Source organism: Lysobacter sp. 05T417 (assembly GCF_056396405.1).
The window spans coordinates 89,405-104,826 of sequence record NZ_JBFTLK010000006.1 but is presented as its reverse complement, the minus strand read 5'-3'; the positions used below and the strand labels follow the sequence as shown (position 1 = coordinate 104,826).

Here is a 15,422-nt window from a genome sequence, read left to right as displayed (position 1 = left end):
GCCACGCTTACGGCGTGGCTTCGCCGGTCGCCAGCGGCCGCACGTACTGCAGCAGGCTGGTGAGGGTCTTGCCCGGTTCTTCCCACGGGATCATGTGCGCCGAGCGCTCGAACCAGACGCCCTGCTTGTAGGGCGCCTTGACCTGGCGCAGCCACGCTTCGGTCGGCTGCGACGGCGTGGTGTAGTCGTGGCGGCCCATGAACATCACCACCGGGATCGGGAACTCGTGCACGCCCTTGAAGTCGACGTCGACGAACTCCGGCAGGATCCGGCCGAGAGTGAAGACATTGCCATCATCGATCGCGCAGCGGTCGAGGTCGCTGTAGTCCGGTGACAGCCGCGGACCGCGATAGAAGTACATCGAATCGTCGCGATACGCGGTGAGGCCGCCGTAGAACTGCGGCCACTTGCGCGCGATGATGATCCGCTCGCGGGTGATCGGCTGGTTGCCGGGATACGGCGCGATCGAGGCCAGCTCGCGCAGCGCCTCTTCGTTCTTGTGCGCCCGGGCCTGCTGGACGCCGTAGTCGTAGCTGATGCGCTCGTTGTCGCGAACGTTGATGGCCTGGCCGATGCCGACGTAGGCATGGAACAGGTCCGGACGCTTGAGCGCGGCGTTCATGCCGACGATCGTGCCCCAGCTGTGGCCGACCAGGATCAGCTTCTTCTTGTGATAACGCTGGCGCAGGTACTCGGCGACCTCGATGGCGTCGTCGACGTAACGCTGGATATGGATGGTGTCGCTGATCGACTCCGGCGGCGTGGTCTCGTTGAAGGTCTTGCCGGCGCCGCGCTGGTCCCAGTTGACCACCGTGAAGTATTCCTCCATCGGCCGCTGGAACTGCCAGGCGGTCGGCGTGATCGGCGAGGCCGGGCCGCCGTGCACGAACAGGATCATCGGGTTGTCGCGGTCCTGGCCGCGCACATCGAGCCACTGCTCGATGCCGCCGATGCGGGTCTTGTAGGACTCCTGCACGCCGTTGGGGGCGACGATCTTCTGCATGTCGGCGATGATCTCGCGCGACGGCTGGTACGACGAACGGTCCGGGCATTCCCCGGCGTGGAGGGACAGGGACGAGGCCAGCAGGGCCATCAACGCAATCGATCGCTTGAGCATGAACTCTCCTTGGAAAGACCGGCAGACGCCGCCGGCCTTGAGCCAATGGATACGTTCGACGGCGCGATGGTTGCAATTCAGCGGCGTGCGCGCCAGCTCGCCAGCAGCACGGCCGCCGCGGAGGCGACGTTGAGGCTTTCCACCGCGCCCGTGCCGGGGATCGACAGGCGCAGGTCGCAGGCCGCGGCCAGTTCCCGATCCATGCCCTCGCCTTCGGCGCCGAGCACGTAGATCACGCGCTGCGGCAACGGCGCGGTGAACAGGTCGCCGCCACCGTGCACCACGGTCGCGGCGAGGGTGAAGCCGACACTGCGCAGCTGCGCGATGGCGTTGTCGGTGCGGCCCAGGCGGACCATCGGCACGATTTCGGCGCCGCCCTCGGCGACGCGCGCGGCCGCCCCGGAGAGCGTCAACGTCGAGTGCTTCGGCAGCAGGATCGCGCTGACACCGAAGTGCGCGGCCGAGCGCAGGATCGCGCCGAAGTTGTGCGGGTTGCCGACGCCATCGAGCCAGATCGCGCATTGCGGTCCGGCCGGAAGTTCGCGCAGCCAGTTCGACAGCGCCATCGGCTCCTCGCGCAGGACATCGGCGACGACGCCTTCGTGATGCGCACTGGCGGCGAGCTTGTGCAGGTCTTCCTCATCGACCACGCGGTAGCCGACGCGGTTGGCGACACACCACTTCAGCATCGGCTGCAGGGCCGGAATGCGCGCTTCGGCCAGATAGACCTTGCGGATCGCCTGCGGACGCCGGGCGAACACCGCGCGCACGGCATTGAGTCCGTACAGGCGCAGCTCGGCGCTGCGACGCTCGCGCGCCGACGGGCCCAGGTCGTGGTCGGCTTCGTGCGCGGCCTCGGCCGGACGCGGCGCGTGCGACCCGTAAGGCGCGCGCGGTGCACGCGGCGGACGATCGGAGGGCGTCTGGCTGCGCTCACGCGGCGGACGCCCCCAGGGCTGACCGGTCGGAGGTTGGCGCGGGCCGCGCGGCGGCTTGCCGGGGGGATCATGTCGCATCTGTCGTGTTCCTTCTCATCTTGGCGGCTGCACCTTCGCGAACACGCGCAGGTCGACGCGGGGTTGCTGTCGAGCGATCGCGAACACCGGGTCGGTCAGGTCGACGACCTGGCCGGCGAGGAACCGTTCGCCGTCCACGCGCGTGTATGGATGCGGGAACCGGTCGCTGAGGCCACGCACGACGCGCTCGTCGTTTGCGTGCGCCAGCAGGTCATCGAGGTCATCCGGGCGCCATGGCCGCAACGCGAAGCCGTCGCCGGCCAGGCGCACTTCTTGGAGGTCGTGCTGGCGGAGCAGGTTGGGCATGAGGCAAGGGTAACCGATCGCTGCGGCGCCCCTCTCCCTGGCCGCTTTGCGGCCGGTCAGGCGTGCCCGCCGACCGAAGGCGTCTGTGCCTCCAGCTTCTCCAGTTCCTGCGACACCGCTTCGGGCGACTTCGTGTACCTGGCCAGCAGCACGTAGAACGCCGGCACCACGAACAGCGACAGCAGCGTCGAGAACGACACGCCGAAGATCACCACGATACCGATCGTCGCGCGGCTGGCCGAACCCGGACCGCCCGCCACCACCAGCGGCACCGCACCCACCACGGTGGCGATGGACGTCATCAGGATCGGGCGCAGGCGCACTGCCGAGGCCTCGACGATCGCCTGGTGGATGCTGCGACCTTCATCGCGCAACTGGTTGGCGAACTCGACGATCAGGATGCCGTTCTTCGCCGCCAGGCCCACCAGCATCACGATGCCGATCTGGCTGAACAGATTGAGCGTGCCACCCGTCAACGCCAGGCCGATCAATGCACCGAGCACGCCCAGCGGCACCGTCAGCATGATCACGAACGGATGGATGAAGCTCTCGAACTGCGCCGCCAGCACCAGGTAGACGATCAGCAGCGCCAGGGTGAAGGTCAGCAGCACTGCGCCGCCGGCCTTGAGGTACTCGCGCGACTCGCCCTTCCAGTCGATCTGGGCGTGGTCGGGCAGTTCTTCCTGCACTGTCTTTTCCAGCCACTGCATGGCTTCGCCCATGCGGTAGCCCGGCGTCAGGCCGGCACTGATGGTGATCGCGCGCAGGCGGTTGAAGCGGTTGAGGCTGCCCGGCTCGGCCAGCTCGCGCAGCGTCACCAGGTTAGACAGCGGGATCAGCGCGCCATCGCGTGCCCGCACCTGGATCGCTTCCAGGTCGGCCGGCGACGCGCGCAGCTCGCGGTCGGACTGGACGATGACGTCGTACTCCTCGCCGTTCTGCACGAAGGTGGTGACGCGACGGCTGCCCATCATCGTCTCCAGGGCATGGCCGATGTCGGTCACCGGCACGCCGAGGTCGGCGGCGCGCTGGCGGTCGATCTCCACGCGCATCTGCGGGCGCGTTTCCTTGTAGTCCGAGTCGGTGGAGAAGAAGCCCGGGTTCTGTTCCATCTTCGCCAGCAGCTTGTCGCGCCACTGCGCCAGCTCGGCGTATTCGGGGCCGCCGAGCACGATACTGATCGGCTGGCCGCGGCTTCGCACCAGCCCGCCACTGACCTGCGGCATCGCCCGAACGCCCGGCAGGCCGGCGAGCTCACCCTGCAATTGCTTGGCAACGTCCGCGGTATCGACACTCCGCTCTTTCCAGTCCTTGAGGAACACCGAGACGCGGCCGGTGTGCATCTCCTCGCTCGCGCCGAAGCCGCCCGGCACGCGCGGGTTGTACCGCTGGATCACGCCGTCCTTGCCGGTGTGCGCGGCGACGATCTTCTCGACCTGCTGGACCTGCGCGACCGTGTAGTCGAAGCCGGCGCCTTCCGGGCCCAGCACGCTGATCGAAAAGAAGCCGCGGTCTTCGGGCGGCGCCAGTTCCGACGGCACCAGTTTGAACAGCACCAGGCTCATCACGATCGCCAGAACCATCACGCCGCCGAATACCCACGGGTGGTCCACGCTGTGGTCGAGGAAACGCCGGTAGCGCTTGCCGATGCCGTCCAGGCGCGCATTGACCCAGCGGTTTACAAAGTTGGATTTCTCCTGGTTGTGCGGCCGCACCAGCTTGGACGACATCATCGGCGTCAGCGTCAGGGCGACGAAGGCCGACAAGGCCACAGCGCCGGCCAGCGCCACCGACAGTTCGCGGAACAGGCGGCCGGTGTTGCCTTCCATGAAGCCGACCGGCAGGAACACCGCCACCAGCACCGCGGTGGTCGCGATCACCGCAAAAGCGACCTGCTTGGTGCCGCGCTTGGCCGCGACCAGGCGCGGTTCGCCCAGGTCGATGCGGCGCTGGATGTTCTCCAGCACCACGATCGCATCGTCGACCACCAGGCCGATGCACAGCACCAGCGCCAGCAGGGTCAGCAGGTTGATCGAGAAGCCGAACAGATACAGCGGTATGAACGCGGCGATCAGGCACACCGGCACCGTCACGGCCGGAATCAGCGCCGCGCGGATGCTGCCCAGGAACAGCCAGATCACCAGCAGCACCAGGATGATGGCTTCCGCCAGGGTGTGGTAGACGCGCTCGACCGCCGATTCGATGAACACCGTGGTGTCGAAGGCGACGAAGATGCTGGTGCCCTGCGGCAGCGTCTTCTGCACCTGCTCGGCCTCGGCGCGAACGGCGCGGGCGACATCGAGGCTGTTGGCGGTGGAGGTCTTGACGATGCCAAGGCCGATGTTGGGTTCGCCGTTGCTACGGTAGTAGGCGCGGCGCTCGGCCGAGGCCAGTTCGATCCTGGCCACGTCGCCCAGTCGCACGACGTAGCCGTCGGCGCCCTTGGCCAGCGGGATCTGGGCGAAGTCCTCGGGCTTCTGGTAGCTGCGCGCCACGCGCAGGGTGAAGTCGCGGGAATTGGACTCGATGCGGCCGGCCGGCAGCTCGACGTTCTCGGCCTGCAGCGCGTTCTCGACATCGTTGACGGTGATGCCGCGCGCGGCGAGCGCGTCGCGATCGATCCACACGCGCATCGCGTAGCGCTGCTGGCCGCCGATGCGCACCTGGGCGACGCCGTCGACCGATGACAGCCGGTCGACCACGTAGCGCTCGGCGTAGTCGGACAGCTGCAGCGTGTCCATCTTCGTCGAGCTCATGTTGAGCCAGAGGATCGGATCGGCGTCGGCCTCGACCTTCTCGATCTGCGGCGGGTCGGCTTCGTCGGGCATGCGGTTGCTGACGCGGCTGACGGCATCGCGCACGTCGTTGGCGGCCGCCTCGATCTCGCGCGACAGGGTGAACTCGATGCTGATGGAAGCGCGGCCGTTGATGCTGCGCGACTCGATGGTCTCGATGCCCTCGATGCCGGCCAGCGCGTCCTCGAGGATCTGGGTGATGCGGGTTTCCACCACCGCCGCCGAGGCGCCGGGGTAGTTGACGTCGACCGACACGATCGGCGGGTCGATCGCCGGCAGTTCGCGCAATGTCAGGCGCGAGAACGCCATCACGCCGAGCACGATGAGCAGCAGGCTCATCACCGTGGCGAACACGGGACGGCGGATGGACAGATCGGACAGGTTCATGGCTCAGCCCCGGCTGGCAGGCGTGACCAGCTCGGCCGTCTGCCCGGATTTTCTGTCTGCTCCGGTGTCGGTGCTGATGTCGGAGATCTTGCTGCCGATGCGCAACTTGCCGGTGCCGTCGACGACGATGCGGTCGCCAACCTTCAGCCCCTGCACGACCTCGGCCTTTCCGTCGCGGCGGCTGCCGACCTTGACGTCGGCGCGTTCGACCGACGCGTCGGCCTTGACCCGGTAGACGAAGCTGTCGGTGCCGACCTGCACGATCGAGATCTCCGGCACCAGCAGTGCCTGCCGCTCCGGCCGCACGAGCGTCATCTGCAGCAGCATGCCCGGACGCAGTTCGCGGCCGTCGTTGGCGAAGTCGGCGCGGACAGTGACGGCGCGGGTGGCCTCGTCGACGCGCGCATCGACCGTGCTCACCACGCCTTCGAAATGACGGCCCGGGTAGGCGGTGCTGGTGCCGCTGACGTTCTGGCCGACGGCGAGGCTGGCCAGCAAGGCCTCCTGCACCGGGAAGTCGACGTAGACGCGCGCGGTGTCGTCGAGCGTGGCGATCGGCGTGCCGGGGGTGACCAGCGCGCCCGGGCTGACCTGGCGGATGCCGAGCACGCCGCTGAACGGGGCGCGGATCACGCGGTCGCCGATGTCGGCGCGCATCTGCGCGACGCGGGCGCGGGCGACGTCGCGGGCGGCGCGCTGGGTGTCGAGGGTCGAGCGTGCGATGAGCTGCTGTGTGTCCAGTTCGGTCTGGCGCTTGTACAGCTGCTCGGATTCATTGGCCGCGGCTTCGGCCTGGGCCAGGGCGGCCTGTTGCTGGCGCCCGGTCAGGGTGATCAGCGGCGCGCCGGCGGCCACGCTGTCGCCGCTGTTGAAGTGCACCTGTTCGACGGTCTCGCTGACCTTGGCCGTGACGGTGATCGACTCGCGCGCCTTGACGTTGCCGAGGGCCATCACGGTGTCGCTCCACGGCTGCATGCTCACCTGCTGGGTGGTGACCGGGATCGGCCGATCGCCGCCGCCGTCGTGCTGCTTGGCGTCATTGCTGCCGCACGCGGCCAGCGCGAAGGCGAAAACCAGCAGACAGCTGGCCTGGAAACCCGGGGTAAGTCGCATGCGGCTCTCTGAACATGGGGCACCGGTGTGCCCAAACCATTGGATTCTAGCGGTCCAGGGTTAACGTCTGCGTAGGCCATTGGTTGACAACACACTGGGCACAGCCCTGGCCGCGCTTCGTGGCCGCGCCAGGCGGTCTGCAACGGCCAGCGCGACTGTGGCACTCTGCGCCGGCGATCACACATCGGCGACCCAGGGCTCCCATGGCTCCCATGGCTGCCTGGGCTCCCGGCCCCGTCCAGCGGCGGCCCGCACGACTTCCCACCCCTGCCAGGAGTCGAAAATGATCCACGACAGCATCCTCGACACAATCGGCCACACCCCGGTCGTACGCCTGCACCGCCTGGCGCCGGCCCACGTGACCCTGTACGCGAAGGTCGAAGCGTTCAATCCCGGCGGATCGGTCAAGGACCGCCTCGCCCTGGCGATCATCCTCGATGCCGAAGCGCGCGGCCTGCTCAAGCCGGGCGACACCGTGGTCGAAGCCACGTCGGGCAACACCGGCGTGGCACTGGCGATGGTCTGCGCGGCCCGCGGCTACAAGTTCGTCGCGACCATGTCGGAAACTTTCTCGATGGAACGGCGCAAGCTGATGCGCGCCTTCGGCGCCAAGGTCATCCTGACCCCGGCGGCCGAACGCGGCAGCGGCATGGTCCGTCGCGCCGAAGAGCTGGCCAGGCAGCACGGCTGGTTCCTCGCCCGCCAGTTCCAGAACCCGGCCAACCCGGCCTACCACCGCCAGACCACCGCGGCCGAGATCCTGCGCGACTTCGCCGGGCGCCGGCTCGATCATTTCGTCACCGGCTGGGGCACCGGCGGCACCCTCACCGGGGTCGGCGAAGTGCTCAAGGTCGCCCGCCCGGAAGTGCGCGTGACCGCCTGCGAGCCGGCGGGTGCGGCGCTGCTCTCGGGCAAGGAATGGCAGCCGCACAAGATCCAGGGCTGGACGCCGGACTTCGTTCCCGAGGTGCTCAACCGCGATGTGGCCGATGCGATCCTGCCCATCGACGACGTGCTTGCGCGCGATACCGCGCGACGCCTGGCCAGCGAGGAAGGCATCTTCGTCGGCATCTCCGCCGGCGCCACCGTGGCGGCGGCGCTGGAAGTGGCGCGCAATGCCGACAAGGGCGCGGTGATCCTGGCGATGCTGCCCGACACCGGCGAGCGTTACCTCAGCACGTTCCTGTTCGAAGGCGTGAACGAGGGCTCCGACGACGAGTGGCTGGCGGCGTTGTAGGCCGCCGCCCTCACGGCCCGGTGGAGGCGCTCAGCCATGACCATGCGCGTGTTCGAAGGCGACATCACGATCCTGGCGGTCGACGCCATCGTCAACGCCGCCAATGAAGCGCTGCTGGGAGGCGGCGGTGTCGACGGCGCGATCCATCGTGCTGCCGGCCCGGGCCTGCTCGAGGAGTGCCGGGCGCTGCCGCAGGTCCGGCCCGGCGTGCGCTGCCCGACCGGCGAGGCGCGCATCACCGCTGGCCATCGCCTTCCCGCGCGCCACGTGATCCACACCGTCGGCCCGGTCTGGCACGGCGGCAACGCCGGCGAGCCGGCATTGCTCGCCGCCTGCTATCGCAACAGCCTGGAGCTGGCGATGCAGCACGGCGCCGAGTCGATCACGTTCCCCGCGATCAGTTGCGGCGTGTACGGCTATCCGCCGGAACTGGCGGTGCCGCTGGCGGTGTCGGCGGTGGATCAGTGGCAGGCCGCGCACAAGCAACCGGTCGCGGTCACGTTCGCCTGCTTCGGCAACGAGATGGCACAGCGCTATCGCGCGATGCTGGACTCGATCTGACGCTCAACCCTGCGGGATGCCGGCCATGTCCGGCAGGTGATGCGCCACGCCCTTGTGGCAATCGATGCAGGTCTTCTCGCCCGTGCCGAGCCAGCGCTTGTGGATCTGCGATGCGCGCGATCCCTGCCGGGTCAGGTCCATCGAGTCGTAGTCGTGGCAATTGCGGCACTCCAGCGAGTCGTTGGCCTTCAGGCGCGCCCATTCGTGCATCGCCAGCTCGAGGCGGTGATCGAGGAATTTCTCGCGCGTATCTATCGTGCCGAACACCTTTCCCCACACCTCCTTCGACGCCTGCATCTTGCGCGCGATCTTGTCGGTCCATTGATGCGGCACGTGGCAGTCCGGGCAGGTTGCGCGCACGCCGGAACGGTTGCTGTAGTGGATGGTCGTCTTCAGCTCCTGGAACACGTTGTCGTGCATCTCGTGGCAGCCGGTGCAGAACTTCTCGGTGTTGGTCGCTTCCAGGGCGGTGTTGAAGCCGCCCCAGAACATGATCCCGGCGACGAATCCCGCCGCCACCAGGAAGCCCAGGCTGTAGTGCACGCTGGGTGAGCGCAGCGTGCGCCAGTAGGGCCTGAGCGCTTCCAGCCAGCGCCGCAGCATCACTTGCTCTCCCGGGCGGAGGTGGCGCCGGCCTGGCCGGATTCGGCGGCCGCCAGCACCTTGTCGATGTCCTCGAAGGTGTTGCCCACCAGCTCCGGCGCGTCGGTCTGGACGACGTGGCACTGGTTGCAGAAGTAGCGTCGCGACGAGATCGATGCCAGGAACTGGTCGTCGCGGTCCATGTAGTGGGTCACGCTGACCGGCGGCGCCTGGAACTTCTCGGCGTTGGCGCGGGCATGGCAGAGCATGCAGCGATTGCTGTTCTTGTCGATCTGGTAACCGTCGATGGCGTGCGGGATTGTCGGCGGCTGCATCGGGTAGGCACGCTCGCGCTTTCGGTCGACATTCTCCACCCGCGCCATCGGCACCGGCACCGCCTCCTGGTCCACGGGCACGCCGCGACGCAATGCGTCCAGCTGGCGCGAACCGGTACGGCCCATTACCGATCCGGCCGACTCGGCCGGCTGCGCCGGCGCTGCCGCCACCTGCGCTTCGCCGGCGCGGTCATGCCGGGCGACCATCCGCCCGAACAGCCAGCCGGCGAAGAATATGATCGCCATCACCGCGACAGTCATTCCGGCAGCGATCAACAAAGGCTTGTTGCGCATGGCCATTCCCTCCTAGGCGCCCAGGACCTTGACCGCGCACTTCTTGAAGTCGGTCTGCTTGGAGATCGGATCGGTGGCGTCGAGCGTGACCTTGTTGATCAGTTGCCCGGCATCGAACCACGGCACGAACACCACCCCGGGCGGCATCCGGTTGCGGCCACGCGTCTCCACGCGGGTACGCATCTCGCCGCGCCGCGACACCACGCGAACGTCGTCGCCGCGCTTGAGCCCGCGCGCCTTGGCGTCGTCGGGGTTCATGAAGATCACCGCGCTGGGGAAGCTGCGGTACAGCTCCGGCACGCGCATCGTCATCGAACCCGAATGCCAGTGCTCGAGCACGCGCCCGGTGACCAGCCACATGTCGTATTCCTTGTCCGGCGACTCGGCCGGCGGCTCGTACGGCAACGCCCAGATCACCGCGCGCCCGTCGGGATTGCCGTAGAACTGGTAGCCGGTGCCGGCCTTGACGTAGGGGTCCGCGCCCTCGCGGTAGCGCCAGCGCGTCTCCTTGCCATCGACCACCGGCCAGCGCAGCCCGCGCGTGCGGTGATAGTCGTCGAACGGCGCCAGGTCGTGGCCATGACCGCGGCCGAACGTGGCGTACTCCTCGAACAGGCCCTTCTGCACGTAGAAGCCAAAGTGAGTGGACTCGTCGTTGGCGTAGCCCTTCTCGATGTCGGCCAGCGGGAACTTGTCGACGTTGCCGTTGCGGAACAGCACGTCGTACAGCGTCTTGCCCTTGAACCCGGGATTGGCGGCCAGCAGATCGGCCGGCCAGCACTCGTCGGTGGTGAAGCGCTTGGAGAATTCCATCAGCTGCCACAGGTCCGATCGCGCCTGCGCCGGCGCATTCACCAACTGGTGCCAGAACTGGGTGCGACGCTCGGCGTTGCCATAGGCGCCCTCCTTCTCCACCCACATCGCCGCCGGCAGCACGAGGTCGGCGGCCTGCGCGGTCACGGTGGGATAGGCGTCGGACACGACGATGAAGTTTTCCGGGTTGCGGTAGCCCGGCCAGCCTTCCTCGCGCAGGTTGGCCGCCGCCTGCATGTTGTTGTTGACCTGGACCCAGTAGGCGTTGAGCTTGCCGTCCTTGAGCGCACGGTTCTGCTCGACGGCGTGGTAGCCCGGCTTGGCCTTGATGATGCCGTGCGGGATCTTCCAGATCTCCTCGGCGTGCTTGCGGTGCTCGGGATTGGTCACCACCATGTCGGCCGGCAAGCGATGGCTGAACGTGCCGACCTCGCGCGCTGTTCCGCAGGCCGAAGGCTGACCGGTCAGCGAGAACGGGCTGTTGCCGGGCGTGGCGATCTTGCCGGTCAGCAGGTGCAGGTTGTAGACCATGTTGTTGGCCCACACGCCGCGCGTGTGCTGGTTGAAGCCCATGGTCCAGAACGAGGTGACCTTGATCTTCGGGTCGGCGTACAGCTCGGCCAGCTTCTGCAGCCAGCCGGCCTCCACGCCGGTCATCTCGACCGTCTTCTCCAGCGTGTACGGGGCCACGAACGCGGCGAACTGGTCGAAGTCGATCACCTTGCCGCCGCCGGCATCCTTGGCGTTCTTCGCCTTCATCTCCAGCGGGTGTTCCGGGCGCAGCCCGTAGCCGATGTCGTCGTTGCCCTGCTTGAAGCTGGTGTGCTTGTCGACGAAGTCCTTGTTGACCTTGCCGCTCTTGATGATGTGGTTGGCGATGTAGTTGAGGATGACCAGGTCGGTCTGCGGCTTGAACACGATCGGGATGTCGGCCAGCTCGAAGCTGCGGTGCTCGAAGGTGGACAGCACGGCGACCTTGACGTTGGGGTTGGTCAGGCGGCGATCGGTCACCCGCGTCCACAGGATCGGGTGCATCTCGGCCATGTTCGAACCCCACAGCACGAATGCGTCGGCCGCCTCGAAGTCGTCGTAGCAGCCCATCGGCTCGTCCATGCCGAAGGTGCGCATGAAGCCCATCACCGCCGAGGCCATGCAATGGCGCGCGTTGGGATCGATGTGATTGCTGCGGAAACCGGCCTTCATCAGCTTGTTGGCGGCGTAGCCCTCGAAGATCGTCCACTGGCCGGAACCGAACATGCCGATCGCGTCGCCGCCCTTGGCCTTGAGCACGCGCTTGAACTGCGCGGCCATGACGTCGAAGGCCTCGTCCCATTCGACTTCGACGAAGTCGCCTTCCTTCGCGTAGACGCCGTCCTTCTTGCGCAGCAGCGGCTTGGTCAGGCGATCGCTGCCGTACATGATCTTCGACAGGAAATAGCCCTTGATGCAGTTGATGCCGCGGTTGACCTCGGCATGGACATCGCCGTGGGTGGCGACCACGCGACCGCCCTTGACGGCGACGTTGACGCCACAGCCGGTGCCGCAGAAGCGGCATGGCGCCTTGTCCCACTTCAGCGCGGTCAGGTCGCCTTCGGTGACGATGTTGGCCGCGCCGCCGGGCAACGACATGCCGGCGGCGGCCGCGGCGGTGGTGACTGCGCTGTTGCGGATGAACTCGCGGCGGGTGGTCATGGCGCGGCTCCGGTGACTGGTTGCGTGGGCATGGGCATATCGAGCGCCTCGCCCGGTTCGGCGTGGTGATAGACCAGCAGGACATTGAGCACGCCTGGCACGGCGCGCAGCGCCTCGATTCGATCGAGCAGGCCGTACTGGTCGGCGCATTCGCACAGCACGATGCTGCGCGTGCCCTCGCTGCGCGCCAGCTCCATGTCGTCGCTGGCGGCGATCCAGGTGGCCAGCGCCGACGCGGCTTCGCTGCGATGCTGAACAACGAAACTGGCGATATGCACGTCGTTGGCTGCGCTGTCGCTGCTCATGCCTGCTCCAGATGGCTGATGGCCATCGCCTCGACCGGGCATACACCCACGCACGCCCCGCAGCCATTGCAGCGCGCGGCGTCGACGACGGGCGTCGGCACGGAAGTCGACAGCGGGAACGCGATCGCCCGCTCCGGGCAGGCATCGCGACAACTCGAACAGACCACGCCATGCCGCGGCAGGCAGGCATCGCCGGCCACCGCGAGCGTGTGCCATGGCATGGCGGCGACGTCGCGGTCGAGCGCATTCGGCGCACACGCATCGACACAGTCGCCGCAGAACGTGCACTCGCCCAGGCGCGGATCGAACACCGCGTAAGCCCCTGCGCCACGCACCAGCACCTGCTCGGGGCAGCGCTCGACGCAGGCGCCACAACCGGTACAGGCATCAACGAATTCGGATTCGGCCAGGGCCCATGGCGGCCGCAACGGCGTGCGTGCGGCCTGCCGTCCAAGCAACAGCGCGCGACGCGAACGATCGGGAACGGCGGACACGTCAGTGACCGCTCGGCGGACCGGCGAACATCTGCCAGATCCAGACCACGAAACCGTAGCCACCGACGAACATCACCGTCAGCAGCGGGAATACGACCGCAGTGAGCAGCAGGAACGCGATCCGCTCGCGGCGCCTGATGACCGTGTCGTCTGGCTGGCCCATTGGCTGGCTCCGTCCGAAGATCCGTTCCGTCCGCAGGGAGGATGACGCCCCACCCCAACCGCTACCTTGATCCAGCTCAAACCAGACCGCACGACACCAGCTCAAGGCCGGCGTCAGTGGTACGCCACGGGGTGTTAACGCGTCGTGTTAACGAAGCGTTGCGCGCAATGTCGGCTTTCGGATGGGCGGCGTGGTCGGCGTGGCGGTTCCCGGATGGGCGTTTTCGGCCCACAAACAAAAAAGCCGGCGCAAGGCCGGCTCTTGTGCTGATTCGGAAGGACGCTTACGCAGCCTGCTTCCACTGCCCAAGCGCAGCCAGGCCGTTGTCGCGAGCGCGCTCGTACACCGTCTGCTGGGCCTTGGCGAAGTTGTTGACCAGGTCCTGCGACCACAGCTTCAGCGCTGCCTGCTGCATCGCACGACCGTAGGAGAACGACAGCGGCCACGGATTGGGGCCCATCTGGTTCATCGCGTTGAGGTGCGCGGTCGCGTCCTCGTCGGCCTGGCCACCGGACAGGAACACGATGCCCGGCAGCGTCGCCGGCACGGTCGACTTCAGGCACTGCAGCGTGGCCGCGGCGACGTCCTCGACACTGGCTTTCTCGCCGCTGGTGGTGCCCGGCAGGACCATGGATGCCTTGAGGATGGTGCCCTCGAGCATCACGTTGTGCTCGTACAGCGAAGCGAACAGCGAACGCAGCGTGACCTCGGTGACCTCGAAGCAGGTCTCGATGTCGTGCGAACCGTCCATGATCACTTCCGGCTCGACCATCGGCACCAGGCCCTGCTCCTGGCACAGCGCCGCATAGCGCGCCAGCGCGTGCGCATTGGTGTCGATGCAGGTGCCCGACGGCGAATCGTCGCTGATGTTGATCACCGCGCGCCACTTGGCGAAACGCGCGCCGAGCTTGTAGTACTCCTCCAGGCGCGCACGCAGACCGTCCAGTCCCTCGGTCACCACTTCGCCCGGGAAACCGGCCAGCGCGTAGGTGCCCTTGTCGACCTTGATGCCCGGGATCATGCCGTTGTCGGACATGTACTTGGCAAACGGAACGCCGCTCCTGGTCGACTGACGGATGGTCTCGTCGAACAGGATCGCACCGGAGATGTAATCGCTCAGCTTGGGCGTGGCCAGCAGGAGTTCGCGGTAGGCGCGGCGGTTCTCTTCGGTGTTCTCGATGCCGACGCCGGCGAAGCGCTTGGCAATGGTGCTGGTGGACTCATCGATGGCGATGATGCCCTTGCCCGGGGCCACCATGGCCTGGGCGGTTTCGGCAAGCTGTTCGATGCTCATTGGACGTCCTGCGGGAGCGGGGTGGGAAGCCCGGCATTATAGCGGCAGCCGCCCGCCTCCGCCCGGCCAAGTCGACCACGAATCAATAACTTGCGTCGCCGGCACCCTCCGATCCAATACCACTTTGGGCGGCCCGCGGCTGCACCGGCATCACTGACCCGCATCACTGCCCGGCGATCGCCTGGTGCATGGCGCGATTGGCAGCGTCGCGGGTCTTCAGCGGCTGGCCGTACTCGTCCACGCCCGGGAAGAAATCCGCGGCCGGATCGATGCTGCGCTTGAGCGCGGCGATCTGCGCATAGCAGGCCGTCAGCTCGCCTGCGTGCGGGCACCCGAGCAGGTGGTAGAACTCGTGCACGGTGGCCTTGCCCGGCGGCGTGAACACCTGGTTGAGCGACACCTGGGTGGCGACCACGTAGCCGCGGGTGTGGGTCGGGTCGTCGACGCTCCCCAGCACTTCCGGCATCAGCAGGCCCCAGAGGAAATCGCCGGCATTGCGGTCGACGAATGCGACCAGGCGATCGCAGGGCGCTTCGAGTTCGTGCGAGATGACGTCATCGAACAGGCTGCGATGGGCGAAGCCGGCACGCGTCCACGACCGCACCCAGGGCACCACCACCTCGATGCCGTACGGCGCGAATTCCTGGTTGACGTCGGCGATGAGCTTGTCGACACGCTGCTGGCTGACATCGGCCGTGCGCAGCACGCACACGCGCAGCTGCACCGGCGGACCGTACCGGGTGGTGAAGCGCTCCTGCGTGTGCATGCCGACGGTGGTGCAGGCAGACAACGCCATGCAGGCGGCAAACAATGCCATCGTGGCAAGCCCGGCTCTGGCTGTTGGCACGGCACTTCCCTGTGGGGAGGGATTGCTATCGCCAACGCGCCGGCCATGAATCGGCGGCCATCACGCCGCCT

General features: G+C 67.5%; 14 protein-coding genes and 1 pseudogene. 2 read left to right on the top strand and 13 right to left on the bottom strand.

Features of this window, described 5'->3' with window-relative positions; all coding sequences use genetic code 11:
• Nucleotides 1-7: 7 nt before the first annotated feature.
• The 5 genes and pseudogenes from AC1DER_RS12450 to AC1DER_RS12430 form a co-directional block, all read right to left on the bottom strand.
• Nucleotides 8-1,117: an alpha/beta fold hydrolase gene (locus AC1DER_RS12450; RefSeq protein WP_477245865.1), complete on the bottom strand. Its 1,110-nt coding sequence runs from the start codon at nt 1,115-1,117 to the stop codon at nt 8-10.
• Nucleotides 1,118-1,194: 77 nt separating this feature from the next.
• Nucleotides 1,195-2,133, bottom strand: coding sequence for a TrmH family RNA methyltransferase (locus AC1DER_RS12445; protein WP_477245867.1), 939 nt, complete (start codon nt 2,131-2,133; stop codon nt 1,195-1,197).
• Nucleotides 2,134-2,208: 75 nt separating this feature from the next.
• Nucleotides 2,209-2,439: pseudogene (locus AC1DER_RS12440) on the bottom strand (GNAT family N-acetyltransferase); the annotation flags it as partial.
• A gap of 56 nt (nt 2,440-2,495) precedes the next feature.
• A complete protein-coding gene (locus tag AC1DER_RS12435; RefSeq protein WP_477245869.1) occupies nt 2,496-5,621 on the bottom strand; it encodes an efflux RND transporter permease subunit in 3,126 nt (1,041 codons plus the stop codon).
• A gap of 3 nt (nt 5,622-5,624) precedes the next feature.
• Nucleotides 5,625-6,734 carry an efflux RND transporter periplasmic adaptor subunit gene (locus AC1DER_RS12430; RefSeq protein ID WP_441817097.1) on the bottom strand — a complete coding sequence of 370 codons (1,110 nt, stop codon included), beginning with the start codon at nt 6,732-6,734 and terminating at the stop codon, nt 5,625-5,627.
• A 283-nt stretch (nt 6,735-7,017) separates the two neighbouring features.
• Between AC1DER_RS12430 and cysK the strand changes: the two genes are divergently transcribed.
• Nucleotides 7,018-7,971, top strand: coding sequence for a cysteine synthase A (gene cysK, locus AC1DER_RS12425; RefSeq protein ID WP_477245871.1), 954 nt, complete (start codon nt 7,018-7,020; stop codon nt 7,969-7,971).
• A 36-nt stretch (nt 7,972-8,007) separates the two neighbouring features.
• Entirely contained in the window at nt 8,008-8,532 is a 525-nt protein-coding gene (locus AC1DER_RS12420; RefSeq protein WP_477245873.1) for an O-acetyl-ADP-ribose deacetylase, read from the top strand.
• Nucleotides 8,533-8,535: 3 nt separating this feature from the next.
• Here AC1DER_RS12420 and AC1DER_RS12415 read toward each other — a convergent pair whose 3' ends face one another.
• From AC1DER_RS12415 to AC1DER_RS12380, 8 genes are all read right to left on the bottom strand, one after another.
• Complete coding sequence (locus AC1DER_RS12415; protein ID WP_441817094.1) at nt 8,536-9,135, bottom strand: NapC/NirT family cytochrome c; 600 nt, start codon at nt 9,133-9,135, stop codon at nt 8,536-8,538.
• Nucleotides 9,135-9,743 (bottom strand): nitrate reductase cytochrome c-type subunit, encoded by a 609-nt coding sequence (locus AC1DER_RS12410; protein ID WP_477245876.1) that lies wholly within the window; start codon nt 9,741-9,743, stop codon nt 9,135-9,137. Before AC1DER_RS12410 ends, AC1DER_RS12415 begins: the two co-directional genes overlap by 1 nt.
• 12 nt (nt 9,744-9,755) lie before the next feature.
• On the bottom strand, nt 9,756-12,248 hold the full coding sequence (gene napA, locus AC1DER_RS12405) for a periplasmic nitrate reductase subunit alpha (RefSeq protein WP_477245878.1): 2,493 nt from the start codon (nt 12,246-12,248) through the stop codon (nt 9,756-9,758).
• Nucleotides 12,245-12,553, bottom strand: coding sequence for a chaperone NapD (locus tag AC1DER_RS12400; protein ID WP_477245880.1), 309 nt, complete (start codon nt 12,551-12,553; stop codon nt 12,245-12,247). Before AC1DER_RS12400 ends, napA begins: the two co-directional genes overlap by 4 nt.
• On the bottom strand, nt 12,550-13,047 hold the full coding sequence (napF, locus tag AC1DER_RS12395) for a ferredoxin-type protein NapF (RefSeq protein WP_477245882.1): 498 nt from the start codon (nt 13,045-13,047) through the stop codon (nt 12,550-12,552). The genes AC1DER_RS12400 and napF overlap by 4 nt, the downstream gene beginning before the upstream one ends.
• Before the next feature lies 1 nt (nt 13,048).
• Entirely contained in the window at nt 13,049-13,210 is a 162-nt protein-coding gene (gene napE / locus AC1DER_RS12390) for a periplasmic nitrate reductase, NapE protein (protein WP_441817089.1), read from the bottom strand.
• Between the two features lie 283 nt (nt 13,211-13,493).
• Nucleotides 13,494-14,504, bottom strand: a complete 1,011-nt coding sequence (locus AC1DER_RS12385; RefSeq protein ID WP_441817088.1) for a class I fructose-bisphosphate aldolase — start codon at nt 14,502-14,504, stop codon at nt 13,494-13,496.
• Between the two features lie 163 nt (nt 14,505-14,667).
• Nucleotides 14,668-15,351, bottom strand: a complete 684-nt coding sequence (locus AC1DER_RS12380; RefSeq protein ID WP_477245885.1) for a hypothetical protein — start codon at nt 15,349-15,351, stop codon at nt 14,668-14,670.
• Nucleotides 15,352-15,422 lie beyond the last annotated feature (71 nt).